Here is a 20,349-nt window from a genome sequence, read left to right on the forward strand (position 1 = left end):
TATGTCTATTTTAAACCTGTTTCTTGAGGCCAGTGTTGTTGTTCAGCTGGTTATGATAGGACTGCTCATTCTCTCCATTGTTTCCTGGGGAATGATTGTTGAGCGCAGTCGGGGACTCAAATCTGCGGTTGTTGCCGGTAACAAATTCGAGGAACGTTTCTGGTCAGGAATTGATCTGAGCAAGTTATATAGTGACTTAACCAGTCGACAATCCCAGCCTTCAGGTATGGAATTGCTCTTTATGGCTGGCTATCGCGAGTTTGCCCGTCTTCGCAAGCAGACTGGGACTTCACCTCAAGCGGTTATGGATGGAACTCACCGAGCCATGCGAGTTGCCTTTTCAAGAGAGATTGACAAGGTAGAAGTTCACTTATCGTTTCTTGCCACGGTTGGTTCAACCACGCCGTACGTCGGTCTTTTTGGGACTGTATGGGGAATTATGAACTCCTTTATTGCGCTCGGCTCCGTTAAACAGGCAACGCTTTCTATGGTCGCGCCTGGTATTGCTGAGGCTTTGATTGCTACGGCAATGGGGTTGTTTGCTGCGATCCCGGCGGTTATTTTCTACAACCGTTTTACTCACCAGGTACAGCGAATAGAAACCCAGTATGAAAACTTTGTAGAAGAGTTTTCCGGTATTTTGCATCGTAAAGCCCACACCAAGGCTGCGGCGCAATAGTTGCTCGAACGTTAAGGTAGTGAAATTGATTTTATGAGTCAGGTTCCAATCAGAAGAAATAACAAGCGCCGACCGGTCGCCGAAATCAATGTGGTGCCCTATATCGACGTAATGTTGGTGTTGCTGGTTATTTTTATGATTACCGCACCTTTGATCACGGCAGGTGTCGACGTCGAATTGCCTCAGGCGAATGCAGAGCCTGTATCGGCTAATGACGAGCCGCCGCTAATCGCCAGTATCGATGCCAGTGGTAACTATTACTTGTCGGTGGGAGAGTCGCGAGATCAGGCGCTTGAGCCGCATGAGCTTGTAGAGTTAATCGCCGCTCATCGAAAGCTCAACCCCAATGCCAAAGTCATGATCAACGGTGACCGCAATGTCGCCTACGATAAAGTGGTTCGATTGATGGTGATGATTCAGTCGGAAACCGGGATCGAATCTGTAGGGTTGATGACCGATCCGGAAGAATAAAGATTAAGGTTGCGGGAAGCTCTCGAGGTTCGGATAGCGTGTCTTGAGTGACGGGCGGCACGGTAAAGCATACCGATTTAAAAGTTAAAGTATTAGTTGTTTAAGAATCTAAAGAATGAATTTAAAAAAAGCCATCATCATATCTATCGCTGCTCACATCATATTGTTGGCACTATTGGTGGCGAATTTCCAGTTTTCAAAAATTGAGGTGAAACCATCCGGTCAGCCTCAACCGAAAATTAATGCGACCGCGGTTAATAGCAAACGGGTAGAGCAACTGGTCGAAAAGTTGAAGAAAGAACGACTGGATAAAAGCCGTAAAGAAAAGCAACGGCTGGAAGATTTAAAGAAAGCTGAAGAGGCAGCCAAAAAACGGCGTATCGAAGAAGAGAAAAAAGCCGCGGATGCTCGCAAGAAAAAGGAAGATGCCGAGCGCAAGAGAAAAGCCGAAGAAAAGAAAACGGCTGACTTAAAGAAAAAGCGAATTAAGGAAGAAGAGGAAAAGAAGAAAAAAGCCGAGGCTGAGCGTAAGAAAAAGGCAGAAGCAGAGAAAAAACGTAAAGCAGAGGAAGAGCGTAAACGTAAAGCCAAAGAAGAAGCTGAACGCAAACGCAAAGAAGCCGAAGAAAAGGCACGTCAGGAAGCCTTGGAAAAAGAAATGCAGGCAGCGATGGAAGCCGAAGCGGCTGAGCTAGCAGCTGCACATCAGCAGCAGGTTATGAGTGAAGTTGATAAATATAACTTACTCATCGAAGGAAAGATTAAGCGGAACTGGTTTAAACCGGAGAATCCTGGAGACTGTACTTTCCGAATTCGACTGGCACCAGGAGGCCTTGTCATTGACATTCAGGTGCTCGGTGGTGATACCGCTTATTGCGAGTCAGGACGTAGAGCTATTCTTAGAGCTGAACCTCTTCCAGTATCCAACGATCCGGATGTATTTGAAGTTTTAAAAGTTAGAACCTTTAAATTAGAAAATGAGAAAAATGAATAGAAGTTTTAGGGCGATAGTTGTTTTTATTCTGGCGTTTGCTTTTAGTGCTGCGCAAGCAGAAGAAGTGAAGCTGGATTTTGTTATTAGTGAAGGTATCGATGGCGCAAGACCGGTTGCCGTACTCCCTTTTTCCTGGAAAGGGACATCGGTCAATGCTCCCAGCGAAGTGGCGACCGTTATCGGCGCTGACTTACGCCGCAGTGGCCGCTTTAACCCTATGGCCCGTCACGAATTACTGCAACAAGTCTACAAGTACGAAGACGTTAATCTCCAGCTATGGCGAGAGAAAGGGATTGAAGCGGTTGTAGTGGGTCAGATCGAAGAGCAGCCTGATGGTCGGCTGAAAGTCAGTTATGAGCTGGTCGATGTTTTTCAGAAAGAACAGGAAGTGAGAAATGGTGAACTGGTGACAGTCGATCGTAATCGACTGGATGGATACTCTTCAATTGTCAGAGCCAAAGACTTGCGCTTTCACGCGCATCGTATTGCGGACCGGATATACGAAAAGCTGACCGGAGAAAGGGGAGCATTTGCTACTCGTATCGCCTATGTCAGTGTTGATCGCTCTCAGAGTAAGCCGTATCGCCTCATGGTGGCCGATTCTGATGGATACGCACCGCAAACATTGTTTGCTTCGCATGAGCCGATTATGTCGCCTGCATGGTCACCTGATGCCCAAAAGCTAGCCTATGTTTCTTTTGAAAATGGCCGCTCAGAAGTTTATATCCAGAGTCTTTATGTTGCCGGAGACAGGAAGCGAGTAGCAGCATTTGAAGGGATTAACAGTGCACCTTCATTCTCGCCTGATGGTCGCAGACTAGCCTTGACTTTATCTCGTGATGGTAATCCAGAGATTTATGTCCTGGATCTGGTAAGTTTCCGCTTCTCCAGAATTACTCGAAACACCAGCTCAATTGAAACTGAAGCCAGCTGGACGCCCGATGGTCAAACCTTGTTATTTACTTCAGATCGAGGACGTGGTCCTCAGATATACCGCCAAAACCTGGCGAGTAACCGTGCACACCGAATTACCTGGGAAGGAAACTATAATGCTAGCGCTTCTTTGACCCCGGACGGCAAAACCATGGTACTGATAAACCGGACTAACGGAGTTTTCCATGTGGCAGTGCAAGATATGGAGTCCAACGCCATGCAAACCCTGACTAAAACCCAATTGGATGAGTCGCCAAGTCTGGCTCCAAACGGGAGTATGGTGATTTATGCCACGGTTTATGGAAATCGACAGGTTCTGTCAGTGGTTTCTACCGATGGACGCTTTAAAGCGCGCTTGCCTTCGCGTCAGGGAGAGGTAAAAGCACCTGTCTGGTCGCCTTTTCTGGATTGATAGCTTGGAAAGGAAAGGCTATAGTCCGTATTTAAGTAGATATGACGGGGCTTATTATTAGAGTAACCTCTCAAATTTACCTAAAATAGTGAAATTTTCATTAGAACGTCGGGCAACTATGTGACCGATGTCAGGAGTTTGATAAATCTGTCATTGTTTTATGCGGTAAAAATAATACATAATGGCGGTTTAACAAGAATTACCAAAAAATCTAACTAATAGTAAAAATATAGGAGCATTCTAATGTCTATCACCAAATTGGGGAAAGTCCTGGTCGTTTTGGCTTCAGCCTCTTTCTTGTTCGCTTGTTCAAGCGACGGTTCTAACGAGACTGATACACAAGCTGTAGTTCAAGAGCCTGTTCAGGAAGTTGTTGAGCCAGTAGAAACTGAAGAAGAGCGCATGACTCGCATCAATGCAGAAACTCGTCAAGCACGTACTGTTTACTTCGACCTTGACGACGACACTGTTAAGCCTGAAGGTCGCGCACTTCTAGAAGCTCATGCATGGTTCCTGGCTAAAAACGCTAACACTATCATCACTATCGAAGGTCACTGTGATGAGCGTGGTACGCCAGCTTACAACCTTGCGTTAGGTGAGCGTCGTGCAAAAGCCGTTGCTGAAATCCTGATGTTGAACGGTGTTGCAGCTTCTCAAATCAAAACAGTTAGTCACGGTGAAGAAAAGCCTGCGGCAATGGGACATGACGAAAGCGCATGGTCTATGAACCGTCGCGGTGAACTGAAGTATGAAGGTTAATTCCTTTTTTCTTGTGGCGGCGCTTGCCGTCACAACCTCTCTTTCAAGTAGTCTTACAGCCGCCGAGCTGTCTCTCGAAGAGCGTCTTCAGCGTCTCGAACAACAAGCCGAAACTCGCAATCAACTGCAAACTCGAATGAGTATGCAATTGATTGAACTGCAAAAAGAAGTGAAAGAATTACGTGGTCTTGTGGAAGAACATGAGTACAAGCTTCAGCAGATTCAGGAACGTCAGCGTGATCTTTACCGGGATATTGAGAGTCGCTTAAGCCGATTGCCTGCATCCGGTGGTGCGTCACCTGCTCAAACTCCGGTAACACAACGTCCCCCTGTTATTAGCCAGAATACCGCTAAAGAGGTCAAGCAGGTGGTATCCGGTAGTGATGGTCGAAGCGAGTTTGAAGCTGCTTTTAAACTGGTGCGTAACAAAGACTACTCGAATGCTATTCAGCAGTTTGAAGCTTTTTTGGTTAAGTACCCGACGGGAGCATATTCTGATAATGCCAGGTTCTGGATTGGTCAGGTCTATTTTGCTCAGGGTAAGCTGGATGAAGCGGAAAAACAGTTTAACCGGATGAGGACTGAATATCCCGACTCATCGAAGATGTCGGCAGCAATTTTGAAGTTGGCGGATATTAAAGCCAAGAAGCAACAGTGGGCTGAAGCCAAAACTTTATATAACGAAGTGGTCAGTAAGTATACAGGTGCTTCCCAGCAGCTTGCGCGTAAGGCATTGCAGGATATTAAGCAGAAAGGGCATTAATAGTGTCATTCTTGTATTTTGAAAAAGGAGGCGATGCCTCCTTTTTTGTTTCCAGGTTTTTAGGCCTCTCCTGACTTGCTTGATGTTTTGGGTTTCGCATCTCTGTACTTTGACGCTGTAGTTTTTTACTCCTGCAAGAGCAGGGGGTAGTCTATATTTGGTCATAAGTTACTTTTTCAAGAGCAAAAAAGTAACCAAAATGCCCAGTCGCTGCGCTGGCATTCGTACCTTTTCGCGTTGGGAGATAGCAAAGCTTGAATATATATAAAGCTGAAAATTGCTATCGCCCTCTCTGTAACAGAACAGCTAAAAAATAAGCTATCTCTGCTGTAACACATGACTTACAAATTCAGGTTAAGTAACGAATTCATATCCGTTAAACCTTTCGGTTAATTCTACCTAACTGTCTTATATATTAATCTTTAACAGAAGGTTAAAATTTTGCTGAGCGCTGTGTGAACGGCTTTGCAGAGCGATGTTTGAGCGAAGCGAGTTTTGCTCTGGTAGCAATATCATTGTTTAAGGCTAAGTCTGGTGTGACAGGCATATAGGAATTGAAAATAAAGGTCAGTAAGTTCGCCTGTAACAAGACTTTTTGGTTACTTTTGGGGCTTAGGCCAAAAGTAACTCGCATCAAAGCGCAGCGATGCGAAACAAATAAAAAGTTAAAAAAAATAAAAAAAGTCATTTTTTATACAGAACAATAAATGCCCGGCAAAAATTAGCATAATCCGAATAAAATCAGCCTCTTACAAACCCCATTTTGTGGGAGCTTGAGGGAATTATCAATTCCCTCAAATCCTCCTCGAAATTCCCTGTTTTCTCCGGTAAAATCATCCAATTATTCACAATTTGAAGTGTTATTTTGTCGCGTTTACGAATCACCGAAATTTTTTATTCTCTGCAGGGCGAATCTTCTACCATTGGCAAGCCGACTCTTTTCGTCCGGTTGACCGGCTGTCCGTTGCGCTGCGTATGGTGTGATACCGAGTATGCTTTTACCGGTGGCGAATATTGGGAGATGGATGATCTGGTCGCGAAGATCGAAAGCTACAAGCCGCAACATATTTGCGTAACAGGTGGTGAGCCTCTGGCACAGAAGAAACCTTGTGAAGAATTAATGAAAATCCTGTGTGATCAGGGATATTCCGTTTCCATCGAGACTAGTGGCGCTATTGATATTTCAGGTGTTGATAGCAGGGTTAGCAAAGTTATGGATTTGAAAGCGCCTGATTCAGGAGAAATGGGCAAAAATCTCTACTCCAATATTGAACACCTCGACCAGTCGGATGAAGTTAAATTTGTCATTATGAGCCGCAAGGATTACGACTGGGCCAAAATGCAGATGGACCAGTATCAATTGGCGCAAAAAACGAATGTCATTATGTCACCCTGTTTCGGTGAGATTAATGAAAGAGAATTGGCCGAGTGGATCATTGAAGACAACCTGCCGGTTCGCTTTCAGCTACAAATGCACAAAATATTATGGGACGATGCCGCCGGGCATTAGTGCATTTAAAAATACGTTTAAGATAGAAAATAGATTATGAAAAAAGCGATTATTTTATTATCTGGCGGACTAGATTCCAGTACTTGTCTGGCGATTGCTAAACAGCAGGGGTATGAGTGTTACGCACTTAGTTTTCGTTATGGACAAAAGCACTCTTCTGAATTGGTTGCTGCAGAGGGTATCGCGAAAACCGAGTCGATCAAGCTTCATAAAATTATCGATCTTGATCTGGGAAGTTTCGGTGGCTCTGCTTTGACCGACGAGCAAATCAATGTGCCGACCGGAGAAAATACTGCTTTCGCTGAAAAGTCAGCAGATATACCGGTGACTTATGTTCCGGCACGGAATACCGTTTTTCTGTCAATTGCTTTAGCCTGGGCTGAAGTACTGGAAGCTGACGCGATTTTTGCCGGGGTTAATGCAGTCGATTATTCCGGTTATCCCGATTGTCGTCCCGAATATATTGACGCTTTTCAAAAAATGGCGGATCTGGCGACTAAAGCCGGTATAGAGGGTAAAGGTGTTAAACTGGTAACGCCACTAATCGATCTGACCAAAGTTGACATCATTAAGAAGGGTGTTGAACTCGGTGTAGATTATTCACAAACGATTTCATGCTACCAGGCAGATAATGAAGGAAAAGCTTGCGGCGAGTGTGATTCCTGTTTAATAAGAAAACAGGCTTTTGCCGATGCCAATGTCGCAGACCCAACGCTCTATGTTTAAAGATGCAAGTGATAAGTAATAGATGTTGCGAGTTATGGGCAATTCTTGTTTCGACCTTGGAACTTAATGATAATAAAAACAGGTAGTCGTATTTAGTGTTTTTTGAAGGACAACACCAGGATTTTTTTAAGCCGCTTACCAGCAAATATCGGGAACAGATCCTGGAATGTTTGCAGCTGCTCTATAGCCGGCTCTATACCAGTCAGGCGGACTATTCCCAGTTGCTATCTCGGGAAATGGTCATCGAATGTTTCGAAGAAGCCATAACTCGTGCACCTTTGTTAGAGTCTCAAGGCGAAGATGAATTTAACCAGCCGGTGCGCTCACAAAGAGAACAGGCAAACTGGACATTAAATATTCTGCTTGAACACGCCTGGCTAGAAAAACAGGTAGATGAAGCAACTCTGCAAAGCTCTTACGGTTTTACCCGCATTGGGAGAATGTTTACCCAGCCGGTGGTCGAATTAAGTCAGGGGCGCTTTCGTACCCGTCACAGAAATACTCGAAATACGCGCAATGCGCTTAAAATGTTCTCCGAGCTCGGAGATATTTATGAACTGCTAGATGCTTATGAATATTCAGAGAGAATCATCAGCGATTTTAGTGATGTAATTTCCGAACTCGAAGAGCGTAAACGCGCGCTCATTCAGGAAGTCGAAGCCCAGCAACTGGTACAAAAAGCCAGTGATGAATTTTTTGAGTTTATGGAGAAACGATTCGTTCCTGATCTGGCGATTAGACTATCTGTCGACAGCGTTGAAAAATACCGCGACGATATAGTCTCAACTATTGGTGTTGCCAGACGTAAGCGCAAAGATTTTAAAGCGCAGGTCGAACTCAACTTGAGAAAAACCGCACCAGAACTTCTGGAGTCTGAAGATAAGTCCATTTACCTGACATTACTGGATAAAATTGAACGTCGAATCCATAACGCCAGTAATATCATGCTGCCGGCATTAAGGCAGGCGCTGCTTAGCTTTACACGTCGTGCAGATATTATTATGCGCCAGTTGAGTTTTAGTCATCAGGGCGGTGGTGACCAGCTTCTAGATAATTTACAAAGACTAAAAACATTGGATGATAGTGAGTTTGCAGACAAAATGAGCCTAGCTGGTGATGAAATGGCTGGACTCAATCTGGATTTACTGGATCCTGCGCAACTAAAAATTTATGCCGGCAGAAAAAAGAAAATTGTCGATACCCGAGTCGAAGAAGCTGCCGAAATGGACGAGCAATCGCGTCGTCAGTTTTACTTGCAACAGGTTCTGGAAAAAGCTTTTATGGTTAATAACCAGCAGCTCACCGATTATCTCGTCGATGCGCTTTCCAAAGGTGAGAAACTTTTCCTGAATGATTTGCCTATTAACAGCGCTCGCGATTTGATCTTGCGTAGTCACGCTATAGAGGCTGCCAGTGCTGGTGGCCGCTCCAGCGAGTATCAGTTTAATATCGAACCAACTGGTGAGAAAACAAGTGACGAGTATTTTCTGGTTGCGGATCAATTCTCTCTCGAACTCGTTCGAAAAAATATTGATACTTCTGAAAAACAAATAACAAAAAGCAAATCCAATCAAACCACCGATATACAGTCCGATGAAAAAGCGTCTGTCGAAAAACAATCCGTCGAGAGTTAATGAATGAAGTTTAACGAATACCTGAGCCAACGGCTTGAGAAACTGGATGTTAGTGAATTTGAATTTAAAGAACTCATCTTACGGTTGATGAATTACTCGGTAATAGTTCGCGCGGAAAGTCAGACCGAACAGCTCCTGTTTGATCGCCTGGTGCGTTGCCGTGATCTGGTTGAAGAATATCTATCAGTAATCGGTATCCAGTTATTAATTGAACCGCGATTTGAATATGCACGTGTCTATCCGCCTTCAAGTGAAATACCCGGGATTAAAGAAGCTGAAGATAATGCCTGGAGTGGCTCACTTCGTCAGCGATTGAGCCAGACGGAAACTGCATTGGTGCTGGTTGTTCGTGCTCAATATGAGAAGGCGCTTAGAGAAGGAAAAATTGATGAGCAGGGCTACGCGCTGGATTCAATAGAGTCGATTACGATTGCGATGAAAAATCTGTTGGGAAGAGGTTTGCCTGACAAGATCACCGAACGAAAAAAACTGTTTTTGCGATTACGCCAATTAAGACTCATTGAGTATCGTAGTGAAGAAGCATTTGAGAATGGCGAAGGCTGGATCAAGATCCATCCGATGATCGTTACTTTTGTCAGTAACCAGGCGGTTGACGCTATTGCGCCGAGTCAGTCTGCAGCAGACCAGGAGAGCGACGCTGTCGAAGAAGACAAAGTGCTAAGCGATAGAATGGACCTGGCTGAGGGAGAAGTTTAATGTTCTTAAAAAAACTGATAATGGTGAACTGGGGAAATTTGCCTAACGGTGAATTTGAGTTTGGCCCAATTAACCTTTTTTCCGGAGGTAACGGTTCCGGAAAAACAACGGCTGCTGATATGATTCAGACGATTATGACGGCCGCACACGAAAATCTGTTTCAGTATAATCCGGGGCAGGACGAGACAACACAAAAAGGGCGCGGAGGAAAAAAGGTTCGTACGTTAGCGTCATACATCCTCGGGTGTGACGATGGTAGCTATTCGCGTCTCAATCCTACTGATGGCTATATGGCCGCTTCTTTTTACCCTACAGAAGGTGAAGTGGGAGAACCTTTTACCGCAATGCTTGGTGTTCGAGCTTGGCTCGAAAATGCCGGTAATAACCGACTGGCTCGTCAGGAAGAACTTGTCTTTTATATTCTTACCCAACAGCAAAACCGCTCGCTCGAACTTTCGGACTTACAACCGAATAATTCGGTACTGACGCTGGATAATTTACACAACAGCCTTATTTCATTGTTTGGTAAATCTGCGGTTGAAAAATATGATACTAAAAGAGCTTATTTACGCAGACTTTATGGTGTGCTTCGCGGTAAGAAAGATGCCGTTACTGATGCAGAAGCAATGGGGGCCGCAAAGGCGTTTTCTCGTTTTATGGCGTATAAGCCGGTACAAAGTATCAATCGTTTTGTTGCCGACGAAATACTTGAGAAGAAAGATCTTGGAGAAGCGGTTCGTTCAATTTCGAGTCAGTTAAAAACTATTCACGGAATGGAAAAAGATGCCGGAAAAATTCAGGAATCAGTTGATGTGCTTCAAGGCGCAGCAACCTATAGTCAAAACTATCTGGAGACTTGGAGAGATTTCAAATTAAAGAAATACACGCTAGCAAAGCATCACTATTTAATCCGACAAAAAGATTATGTTACTGCAAAAGATAAAGAAAAGCAGATTAAAAATCAGCTGTCCGAAATTGACCAAAATATAGAGATAAACACACAAAGAGTAGAGCAACTTCATCAACAACGTATTTCTCTGGAAGCGCAGCGTATGGGCGTAGCAGCACTTCAGGAAAAAGATGAACTGGAGAAAAAACGTGATCGGGAAAGTCAGGCGCTTGCGTTAAAAGCACAGCGGCTCTTGATGGAAAGTCAGCAGCTTGATGGAAACTTGCAGGCAACAAAACAAATTATTAAATTAATTCAGTCGCCGAATATTCAAACAGAGTTGCCAATGCTAGCTGAGTTAAAAACATTAACCTCGGCAAAAAAAGTGGTTACAGGAGCCAGCGATTCAACTTTTGATATGCATCAGTTGATGGGCAAGGACCTATTGAATGATATTCAGGGACTGGAAAAACAGCTCGACGAAATCAATAAAATTCAAAACCAGAACAATAACTGGGTTGAACATTGGGAAGAATTTGACGATCAGAGAAAGTCACTTAAAGTCACTGTAGACAATTATCTCGATAGATTAGAACAAAACTTTCAACAGTTAGCCAAAGAACGTCAACACAAAGAGTCGATAGTTGATCGCCTTGAACAAAAACAGGTCGTTTATCCTGATTATGTCAATAAAGCAATTGCCGCTATTGAAAATATGTGTCCTAAGGCTGATCCGCGTGTTCTTTGTGATCATGTTGAAGTGGTTGACGATAAATGGCAGGCTGCTATTGAAGGCTATTTGGGGGGCGCTCGATATTCCATTATTGTCGATGAAGACTATGAAGCTGAGGCAATTAGAATTGTCAGAGGATTACCGGGGAGAGCCAACAAGGCTAGAATTATTCAGGCCTATAAAGCGCAGCGCGACGCGCAGAGAATGACTCTCGACAAAGATTCGATTATTCACCTTATGGATTTTACTCATGCAACCGCAAAGAACTATTTAATAGCCAGCTACGGAAGTGTGCTACAGGTAACAGATGAACATGAGCTAAGAACAACCAGACGTGGACTTACTGTTGACTGTATTGCTTCCGGAAATTATGCTCTTTTCCGTTGTGATATCAGTGAAAGCGAATTGGTTTTTGGGGTCGAAGCCAGACAAAAGGCATTTCTCGGTCAGCAATACGAGCTTCAAAAATTAACCGAGCGTTGGAACCAGATAAACGAGCGTATGCTGGATGTTAAAGAGCTTGTTGGCTGGATTGGCAAGCTTAAAAAAGTCGCTTTGGCTGAGCCGCTAAGCGAGACTTTAGCCTGTCACCGTGAACTGCAAAAAATTGAAAACCTGCTTTCTCATATTGACCTCTCTGATCATCAAGAGTTAGAGAAAAAACTTCTTGATTTAACCAATGAAGAAAAAGTAAGACGAGAAGAGGGCGATAAATTAATTGAGGAAAGAGGCAAGCTAAAAGGGCGTCTGGAGTCGCTGGTAAAGAGTTTTACCAAGCTTAGTAATGAACAGGAAGAAACTCTCGAACTGGTCGATGCTTGTGAAGCTGAACTTAACAAGTTGCAATCAAGCTGGTCGAGCTTTGATCTTGACAAGTATCTGGATACAGCTGATTCGCAGGCAAATTCTCTCAATGCCAACAGTGCTGAAAGTGAAATTCAGGAAATCGAAACAACTTTGTTCAAGTTGGAAAAACAACTCGATGACTCGATTAAAAACCATAATCAGATATGCCAGCCGGGTGATGCATTAATTTATGATGCCTTTAACGGAGAATTTGATCTCAAGCTATTTAACAGTATTATCAAGTTACAACGACAGCTGGATAATATTTACAATCGTCTGAAAAATAATATTTTGCTGGAAAAACATCAACAGTTAAAACAGCTTAAAGAAAGTTTTAACCACACTTTTGTGACTAATCTGTGTCACTCGATCCATCAGGCGATCAATGACGGTAAGCGTCAGATCGATCTGTTGAATCAGGAGTTGACTAATCATAAATTCGGTGATGATCGTGAAACCTTCCGCTTTGATTATGAATGGGTTCCGGAATATAAAGAATACGCCAAATTCTTTGAGGATGTAATCAAGCATCCTGATCTGACGGAAGGCCAGACGCTTTTCGATGTCAAGCTCACCAAAAAATCAATCGAAGTTCGTGATCGTTTGATGTCCATGTTACTTGAAGAAGATAGTGACAAAGCGCTTAGAGAGTTAGGTAGAATCGCCGACTATCGAAACTATCGCCAGTATGAAATCTACAAAGAAGTTGAAGGCAAGCCTCCGATCGCGTTAAGTGAGTATGGTACTGGCTCTGGCGGGCAGTTAGAAACTCCGGCTTATATTATTCGCGCTGCAGCAATCACTTCTGCTTTCCGTTTTGCTGAAGGCCGGTGTCATTTACGTACCGTTTTGGTGGATGAAGCTTTCTCTAAAATGGATGAAACCCGCTCTCGTGAGGTGATTAATTATCTGACGGAGTCTCTCGGTTTGCAGCTGGTCTTTATTATGCCGACTAGTAAATGCGGTCCCTTTATGGATTTGATTAGTAACGAATTTGTCTTTGCTAAGGTACCAAGTCCTGCTAAGCGGGGAGAGCTTAGTACGCGAGTTCTGGTTGACCGAAAAGTCTGTAATACAGAAAGAATCAAAGATCTGTGGGCTAACCATAAGCGCACAGTATACCGTCAGGCAGAACTGGACTTTTTGGCTGAACTGGAAGCTATTGAAGATGAAGAGCCTGAAATCGCAATGCCATAGGTGACTTTCTAAAGATATTTATGGCTTTGCAAAGGATAGGATGGCTTCGCAAAAGAATGGATAATTGAGTAAAAGGTGTTAATCAGCGATGAAAATGGATCATATCGTAATTATGCTTTCAGATTTGAAAGTTAATTTGAGCTTTTATGAAACGCTTCTACCATTGATTGGATTTAGCAAAATTCGTGATCATGTATTTGCCAACGAGGATGGCAATCACCTCGATATTAAACAAGCGCCTGAAGCGGAGCATGAATATCGTCGATTCGCTCCAGGGCTAAATCATATTGGTTTTACCGCCAAAGATAGAGACGAAATTGTATCTATTCAGGAAACAATGGCAAACGCAGGATTTGAAGTGCCGGAAATTCAAGAGTTTCCCGATGGTAGCGCTATCTTTTTTAAAGATAAGGACGGAATGCGAATTGAAGTGGCAACGTATAATTGACAAGTTATCTTGAATACATCTATTTTTATCGGTTTATACTCGAACTGACAGTTTTTGATTCTAGGTGAAATCTTACAATAAATACGATTTCTGCTCCTTGTCTAGAGCGGAAATCGAGAGAGTGCCATTGGAAATGGTCCCAAGGTATCTTAAAGCAGACATTGAATGAAGTTATTTGTATTACTCAAAACAAACTAAATATCAAAGGTTCTTAGGAATTTATATGTCAGATATGGAAATATTCAGTGAATCAACTATTGCTGAAATGGAAGAGATGTTCAATACGCTAGACGACTATTTCAGCGAGCACGGAGAACGTCGGCGCTTTATGCAAGCATGCCGAAAACTCTCATACGAAGATGTGAATATTATCCAAATAGTTATGAATAGCCCTGAGGAAAAACTGGATATTTCCAGTCTCGCAGAAGATGTTGCGAATCCGTCGAGAGTTGCAAATGCTATTCTAATGTTAGGTGAAACCTTACGCAAAACAAAGGATACTTGTTTATTATTGTTCTTATTGGCTTTAGTAAAAAAGGATAAAGTAGCTGAAGCTCTCAAGCGAGCGCGAGTGTTTTCGTGGGAATATGAATTACTGGAAAACAGAAAACTACCGTCTGAGTTTGTAGAATATCTCTGGAAATCAAATAGAGAGAGTAGCACTAAGTCATTCGATGGTTATCTTTGGTCTAGAATGGTAGCGAAGAATCCCAATTGCCCTTTGTCGGTGCTCAACGAATTATACAAAGAAGATGATTCGACATTAAGAGGAATTATCGCACGCCATCCACGTATCGATGAAGATTTAATCAACGCTTTTCTTAATAGCTCCAGAGTTGCAGAGCGAGAACAAATAGCAATTTCTAAGCATGTATCACAAGATGTACTACTTAGTCTAATGCGAGACAAGTATGAAAAGGTTGTTAAGTTAGCAAAACGTCAGTTTAATAAACGTTTTCCGGATGCCAAGATAACAGACAAAGATATCGATAAAGCGATTGAAGCACGAATAAAACAGCCATATGTTAAACCAAAAGAATCAAAACGAAAGTTCGATATGTACGTAGATGCACGAATGGGGGTTGAGCATATTCTGACTTTAAAGTCGGGGCAAAGGGCATCTGTTGCGAAGATTGCAGATGAAAAGCTGATAAAGGAACTCGTGGCTGATAAAAGTGTTGCCGTTCGTAGAGTTGTGGCTAGTAATTTGAATTGCGCTCGTAAAGTATTACTCGAATACCTTCAAGAGTCAGATTTGGAGCTTAGGAATAACGCTCTACTTAACCTTTTTCAAAAAGATTCTCAGCTTATTTTTGAAGAGATTGCACCGGAAAATATGGTTAGTGAATTCTATGAGATTCTAAATAACTATTTAAACAAGAATGCCTCGCTTACTAGCTCTATGGACGCTAAGACCAAGTGCGAAATTGAAAGTGCGAGCATTGTTAGTCAGTATTCAAATAATTCAATGATTCAAAAGCGTATCATCAATGAGTTGATTGAGATCCCATCCTTTACAAGTGTTAGAAGACATTTACTCTCACAGCTTGCTAAAAATTTCTATTTATGTGAGTCTGCGATCCGAAAGTTAGCACTTGATCTAGGGTTTGCTACCGAAGAGATTCTCAGCAACTGCACGAGCCAAAATCTGATAAAAGAATATTTAATGAGAGAGCAAGTTCCAAATGGGGTAAGGATGAGGTTAGAAAATCACTTGGAATCACTGAAGAAGTAAGGACAAGAGAACGTTACCAATTGAGCCTTGTCAGAGTCCGTAAATGGCCGAATGTGATCGTCTAATACCAACTTCTTTTGCAATTTGTTAAGGTATCCACATATAGTACATGATGCGCAATAATCCACTGTTATGATCAGTAGAATGAAGTCCATTTTTGTATTAGCTCTGTCGATAATAACAAGACTTTACTTTATCTTTATCGTTTAACCGGCTGTTTTTAATATAAAAAGCACTTTAGGTATCTTAGAGATTTTCGTATTATCGTGATTTAGTAAAGATAATAATCTGCTAAATGCTATATGGCCATCTGGAAAGAAAAATATACTCAGGGACATCACGGTAATGCAATGTATGGTTGTGGAGAGCCTGGGTTTGAAGAGCGATCGGACTACGACAATATAGGAGAGAGATGGGTGTACTTTGTCGAGTCGTGTGGATTTACGTTTCAGTTTTTGAATCTAGCTCAACTAGATGAATGTCTTAAATATTATGAGACTAAAAATCCCGGCAGCACTCGCGAAAATATAGGAGCAGCCGATCATTGGGAAGTGCAGAGATGGTACGAGCGGCTTCCTTTAAAGCTCAGAGAAGAGTCGAAACGCTTAAAAGTGGTTAAGACTTTGAGTAACGCGCGAGAGCTAATAATGAATAACGGAGTCACCGAGCGTGGCATTTAATCATGCGCTGAAAAAGACGCAAATACTACACGCTTATTAGCTGAGCGTTATACATAGGAAGATATTGATGGCAGATGAAGAACAAAAATGGAGACATGAAGTTCATCAATGTTACCTTTTCAAGACAGCCTAAGAATGAAAGCTATATTTTATCAAAAATAAGAAATACGGAACAATCGTAAATTATGAATCTAAGAAATGTTACCTACGATCATTTGAGACAATCCATGAAAGTTACTGCTGAATTGGAAGTACAATTGAATGATGACGAGGGCACACGTTGCTATAGTTTTTATCCTGAATGGATGAGTGGAGTTGAATTAGCCAAATATGAAAATGGTTCTGGCGACGACCTAATAATATTGTTTTATAAAAACAATATTATTGTGAAAGGCTTTGATCATGAATCCGAAGTGAGTCCACATGCTCGCGAAAAATACGGAATTTGGCCAGGCATTTATGATGGTCTTTCAGAAGAACTTTTAGATTTGCTCGATGACGAAGCATTGATGAAAGAGCATGTTACATTTTGCTATTGGCTGTTAGACGGCGATGACGAATGGATACATGGGCCTGTTAAATTTGAAAATGAAGAAGATGATGGCTCTAGTTGGCTACTTAAGATGATTCCATTCAACTCTTTTCAATTTAAGAGCTGGGCTCAATATTATTATGGGGAGAATGCTGATAAATTAGAAAAGAGCCGTATTGAAGCTGTTTTTGAAGAAGATAATAACAGCGCTCTGAGCTCTGTCTTTTATTGCACTTATCAAAATGGTGAAGAGGTAGATAGTAGCAATCCTATTAAGATAAATATTCTAGAGGCGAAAAGATTATGTGAAAACGTAATCTCAGGCACAGACAATTTTATAGGCTTTGTCGATGAAGAAGGTACAACGCTTCAATTTTATTCAGATAAGAAAGGTGTGATTAGCGCAGATATTCCTATAGTAGCCGAAAAGGGTTCTCTAGTCTGTGAGATTAGTTACTCTGAATTTATGGTACTCATAGATAGCCTTGAGCAACCGTTTAAAGATTACGCTAATACACTCGATATGAATTTTCAACCTTGGTAAACGAGTTTATTTCTCAAAAGTTGAATTCGTTAGGTTGAAAGAAATGTGTTAAAGGTTAGGTAAGTTTTATGTCTGTTTTTGGCCGTTTTGCGACCAGTTACAGTTTTTTAAGTAAACATCCACTTTATTGCAGTAGCCGCCACGGCATACTGAAATTCATTTACGACTATCTGTAACTTTGTTTATTGCAAAATTGCTGTTAACTATGTTCAACCTTTGCCCTGATTGATCATCCTGCTTTCAGTCAGGACGGTTGCGATAGTTTTTTCCAATACATCTCCTTCAAATGATAGCCTGATCTTTTCGTCTACGAGAAGTTCCGCTATTTGCTCATTGCTTGCTTCCATAATTTTCACACCAAGTCGATCGGTTAATATCAGACAGTTCGAAGACTTAAGACGTGCCGCAAGTCGACAGCGAATTGTTTTATTGTCTTGCTCCAGTTCCAGCCAGGAACCGATTGCAATATTTTCCACTTTCAGTTGCGCATCCTGAACCAGAATTTTACGTTCTAGTCTTTTAACTTTTAAAGCTTCCTGTTGTGCCTTTTCCGCAGCAATCTTTTTATCTTTTTCCTTTTTCTGCATTTCCTGCTTGATTTTCTCTTCTTGCTCTTGCTGTTTCTTCTCCATTCGTGACAGAGCTAGAGATTTTTCGTAAGCACTATCAAATGATGAGTCATAGATGAGTTGGACTAGCCTTTTTTTCTCCAGAAGCTCAACTAGTTCTTCATTTGTTGCTTCCAGTACTTTTTGTCCTTGAAAGTTAACAAATAGGCTTGTCTCCATTTCATGCTGGAATGATAAAAGCTTACACCGTAAAGTCTTGCTACCCTGGTGTAGATCAAACCAGGAACCAATTTTTAGTTTGTCCAATATTTTTTCATTCAAATATAGACTATTGTTTATCGGTTCTTTTGTGATAGGTGTTTCTTTGACATCATTTTCAAAATGGCTGTCTACCCATTCGTTAACAGATTGAACTCTGATCCTTTCAAGTTGTTCCTGAAGTAATGCTCTTTCTTCTGCCAGTTTCTCCTGCTTTTCAAGGCTCATCGGTTGGAGTCTGACTATTTTCTCGGTCGAACCTTCCTTTATTTGATTTCTCGCGCTTTTTTCAATTCCTTCGTGATATAAATGCAGTGCCTGTAGAAGCTCTTCTAGTTCGCTTTCTGAAATAGTAGTAAGCGAAAATCCGTGCAACAAATCTTCGGGTAGACTCGATTTTAGGATCAGAAATTTATCCAGCTGCTCCTGATATTTTACCGGTTGAAGGCTAACAATTACTCGCTTTGCAGTAATTTCGCTACTTGATTCTTCGTCACCTCCTTTCAGGTGTTCAAGATAGAGAACATTAAACCAATGTTCTGTTAGCATATTGTCAATAACTTTTGGAAGTGTAAAATTATTCTTTAGCTCTTCCAGACGCTTTTTTGCCCAGTTTTTAGCAATCGTGATTTTGGCCTGACCTTGTGCGGTTTCTTTACTTCGCTTCTCAAAAATTCTCGCTCGCTTTTCGATGTCGCTTATCAGTTCGTTTAAAGAGGCAAGTTCTGTTTTGAGAGTGTTTTCTATGCTTGTTTTACTATTGCTTTTTAGACCTTCCCTGCAAAGAGAAGAAATGCACTCATCAAGCTCTCGACAAATTTCATTTTCTTCCGAAAGCGATATTCCCAATTGATTTAAAGAAGACAGATAAAGGCGTCCTCGATGTGTTGATTTGGTTAGAAAGTCCTCATCAATAATGGAGATCTTGAAAAATATCCCCCTCAAACGTCCCAGACTCTTGGTGACTGCTTTCGAAAATATTTTTTCAGGGCCTAACAGCAGGAAGAGTCGTTGAATTAATTTGCCAATTTCCAGGACTGTTGGTACTTCCTTAAAAAGGTCCCGAAATTCGGGTTGCTTGTGAAAATAAAGAATTACGTGCTCAAGGTCCTCAAACTGAGCTTTGATAGCTATCTGATTGATACATTGAATTGTTAATTCAGATAACTCGTTGTTCGACGAGTGTGTTCCTGACAATTTCCAGGCATACAAGGACTTGATCAGTGCCTGGTTTTCGTGTGTATCTGTTGAGTCTTGAGGTGTCATTAAATGACCAATGCCAATGATAATTTTAATGATCTTGCTTTCAACTCCCACTTTTAATCGGGAAGCTAGTTGCTAACAGGTGAAAGCACCCTTTAGTGTTTTCTTATTTTCATTATAGTTGTTAATCCCCACCGAATGTTTGAAACTTACTACCCAATCTGCTGTAAGCCAATGAGATCATCATTCATCAAGTTCTAACTCTCGCCTTAACTGGTCGGATCTGATATGGTTAACTCATAAACTTATGAGAGCAGGCTTATGTCAGAAAATCGAGTTGAGTTAAAAGTAGATAAGGGTATCGCTTTTGTTACTTTAAATCGTCCCGAAAAGCACAATGCCATTGATATGGCGATGTTTATAGCCATTGATGAGTGTATTAAAAAGATCAAAAAGCTTCCTGAAGTCCGAGTGGTGATTGTTTCTGGTGTTGGAGAAAGTTTCTGCTCCGGACTGGATATTAAATCGGTGCTAAAAAGTCGAGCAGCCGCGATCAAACTTTTGTGGAAGTGGCTTCCGGGTAACGCTAACCTGGCGCAGCGCGTATCAGTCGGCTGGCGTCGGTTGAAAGTTCCGGTCATTATGGCCCTTCACGGAAAATGTTGGGGGGGCGGGATGCAAATTGCGCTCGGTGGAGATTTCCGAATCGCATCAACTGATGCTTCTCTCGCCATAATGGAGTCCAAATGGGGATTGATCCCCGATATGGGCGGAACACCAGGGTTAAGTGAGTGCGTCCCTAATGATCAGGCAATGAAACTGGCGATGACCTCTAACCCTGTTTCTGCCGAGGAAGCGCTTAAAATTGGTCTGGTCACTCAAATCAGCGAGAGCCCTCTGGAAAGTGCCGTCGAACTGGCTGAACAGTTGATTGAACGTTCACCGGATACCTGCAGGGTTATCAAAAAGCTTTATCACAAAATCTGGTGCGTTCGAGAACGCAGAATCCTCGCCAAAGAGACTTTAAACCAGCTTAAAATAATCAGTGGAAAGAACCAACGGGTCGCTGTTAAGCGAGCGCAGGGCGACACTACAGCCGTCTATCGATAGGGGCTGA

The 20,349-nt window shown here is 42.1% G+C and carries 17 protein-coding genes; 16 read left to right on the forward strand and 1 reads right to left on the reverse strand.

All coding sequences use genetic code 11. The features are described from left to right. Nucleotide 1 precedes the first annotated feature (1 nt). The 15 genes from tolQ to IYN84_RS20020 all read left to right on the forward strand — a co-directional run bounded on the left by tolQ (nucleotide 2) and on the right by IYN84_RS20020 (nucleotide 17,202). The gene (tolQ, locus tag IYN84_RS19950) at nucleotides 2-679 is read left to right on the forward strand and encodes a protein TolQ (RefSeq protein WP_210330769.1); all 678 of its coding nucleotides are present in this window, start codon (nucleotides 2-4) and stop codon (nucleotides 677-679) included. A gap of 33 nt (nucleotides 680-712) precedes the next feature. Continuing rightward, on the forward strand, nucleotides 713-1,150 hold the full coding sequence (tolR, locus tag IYN84_RS19955; protein WP_196141038.1) for a protein TolR: 438 nt from the start codon (nucleotides 713-715) through the stop codon (nucleotides 1,148-1,150). A gap of 115 nt (nucleotides 1,151-1,265) precedes the next feature. After that, complete coding sequence (gene tolA, locus IYN84_RS19960) at nucleotides 1,266-2,144, forward strand: cell envelope integrity protein TolA (RefSeq protein WP_196141039.1); 879 nt, start codon at nucleotides 1,266-1,268, stop codon at nucleotides 2,142-2,144. Next, nucleotides 2,137-3,489 (forward strand): Tol-Pal system beta propeller repeat protein TolB, encoded by a 1,353-nt coding sequence (tolB, locus tag IYN84_RS19965; RefSeq protein WP_196141040.1) that lies wholly within the window; start codon nucleotides 2,137-2,139, stop codon nucleotides 3,487-3,489. Before tolA ends, tolB begins: the two co-directional genes overlap by 8 nt. Nucleotides 3,490-3,732: 243 nt before the next feature. Next, complete coding sequence (gene pal / locus IYN84_RS19970) at nucleotides 3,733-4,248, forward strand: peptidoglycan-associated lipoprotein Pal (protein WP_196141041.1); 516 nt, start codon at nucleotides 3,733-3,735, stop codon at nucleotides 4,246-4,248. After that, the gene (ybgF, locus tag IYN84_RS19975) at nucleotides 4,238-5,011 is read left to right on the forward strand and encodes a tol-pal system protein YbgF (protein WP_196141042.1); all 774 of its coding nucleotides are present in this window, start codon (nucleotides 4,238-4,240) and stop codon (nucleotides 5,009-5,011) included. Before pal ends, ybgF begins: the two co-directional genes overlap by 11 nt. Before the next feature lie 862 nt (nucleotides 5,012-5,873). After that, the gene (gene queE, locus IYN84_RS19980) at nucleotides 5,874-6,521 is read left to right on the forward strand and encodes a 7-carboxy-7-deazaguanine synthase QueE (protein WP_371735009.1); all 648 of its coding nucleotides are present in this window, start codon (nucleotides 5,874-5,876) and stop codon (nucleotides 6,519-6,521) included. A gap of 36 nt (nucleotides 6,522-6,557) precedes the next feature. Next, nucleotides 6,558-7,247, forward strand: a complete 690-nt coding sequence (gene queC, locus IYN84_RS19985) for a 7-cyano-7-deazaguanine synthase QueC (RefSeq protein WP_210330756.1) — start codon at nucleotides 6,558-6,560, stop codon at nucleotides 7,245-7,247. 95 nt (nucleotides 7,248-7,342) lie between these two features. Beyond that, nucleotides 7,343-8,881, forward strand: a complete 1,539-nt coding sequence (locus tag IYN84_RS19990) for a Wadjet anti-phage system protein JetA family protein (protein WP_210330757.1) — start codon at nucleotides 7,343-7,345, stop codon at nucleotides 8,879-8,881. A gap of 3 nt (nucleotides 8,882-8,884) precedes the next feature. Next, nucleotides 8,885-9,598: a DUF4194 domain-containing protein gene (locus IYN84_RS19995; protein WP_196141044.1), complete on the forward strand. Its 714-nt coding sequence runs from the start codon at nucleotides 8,885-8,887 to the stop codon at nucleotides 9,596-9,598. Continuing rightward, a complete protein-coding gene (locus IYN84_RS20000) occupies nucleotides 9,598-13,263 on the forward strand; it encodes an ATP-binding protein (RefSeq protein WP_196141045.1) in 3,666 nt (1,221 codons plus the stop codon). The genes IYN84_RS19995 and IYN84_RS20000 overlap by 1 nt, the downstream gene beginning before the upstream one ends. An 88-nt stretch (nucleotides 13,264-13,351) precedes the next feature. Next, nucleotides 13,352-13,711: a VOC family protein gene (locus tag IYN84_RS20005; RefSeq protein ID WP_196141046.1), complete on the forward strand. Its 360-nt coding sequence runs from the start codon at nucleotides 13,352-13,354 to the stop codon at nucleotides 13,709-13,711. A gap of 223 nt (nucleotides 13,712-13,934) precedes the next feature. Further along, entirely contained in the window at nucleotides 13,935-15,446 is a 1,512-nt protein-coding gene (locus IYN84_RS20010; RefSeq protein WP_196141047.1) for a hypothetical protein, read from the forward strand. Nucleotides 15,447-15,748: 302 nt separating this feature from the next. Continuing rightward, the gene (locus IYN84_RS20015) at nucleotides 15,749-16,126 is read left to right on the forward strand and encodes a hypothetical protein (RefSeq protein ID WP_196141048.1); all 378 of its coding nucleotides are present in this window, start codon (nucleotides 15,749-15,751) and stop codon (nucleotides 16,124-16,126) included. A 227-nt stretch (nucleotides 16,127-16,353) separates the two neighbouring features. Further along, nucleotides 16,354-17,202, forward strand: coding sequence for a hypothetical protein (locus IYN84_RS20020; RefSeq protein ID WP_196141049.1), 849 nt, complete (start codon nucleotides 16,354-16,356; stop codon nucleotides 17,200-17,202). Between the two features lie 209 nt (nucleotides 17,203-17,411). On the opposite strand, the gene IYN84_RS20025 is transcribed toward IYN84_RS20020, so the two are convergent. Next, nucleotides 17,412-19,295: a DUF1631 family protein gene (locus IYN84_RS20025; RefSeq protein ID WP_196141050.1), complete on the reverse strand. Its 1,884-nt coding sequence runs from the start codon at nucleotides 19,293-19,295 to the stop codon at nucleotides 17,412-17,414. Nucleotides 19,296-19,553: 258 nt separating this feature from the next. Here IYN84_RS20025 and IYN84_RS20030 point away from each other — a divergent pair, with 258 nt between their 5' ends. Beyond that, nucleotides 19,554-20,342 carry a crotonase/enoyl-CoA hydratase family protein gene (locus IYN84_RS20030; RefSeq protein WP_196141051.1) on the forward strand — a complete coding sequence of 263 codons (789 nt, stop codon included), beginning with the start codon at nucleotides 19,554-19,556 and terminating at the stop codon, nucleotides 20,340-20,342. Nucleotides 20,343-20,349: the final 7 nt, after the last annotated feature.

This window comes from Aliikangiella sp. G2MR2-5, assembly GCF_015687155.1.
GTDB lineage: Bacteria > Pseudomonadota > Gammaproteobacteria > Enterobacterales > Kangiellaceae > Aliikangiella.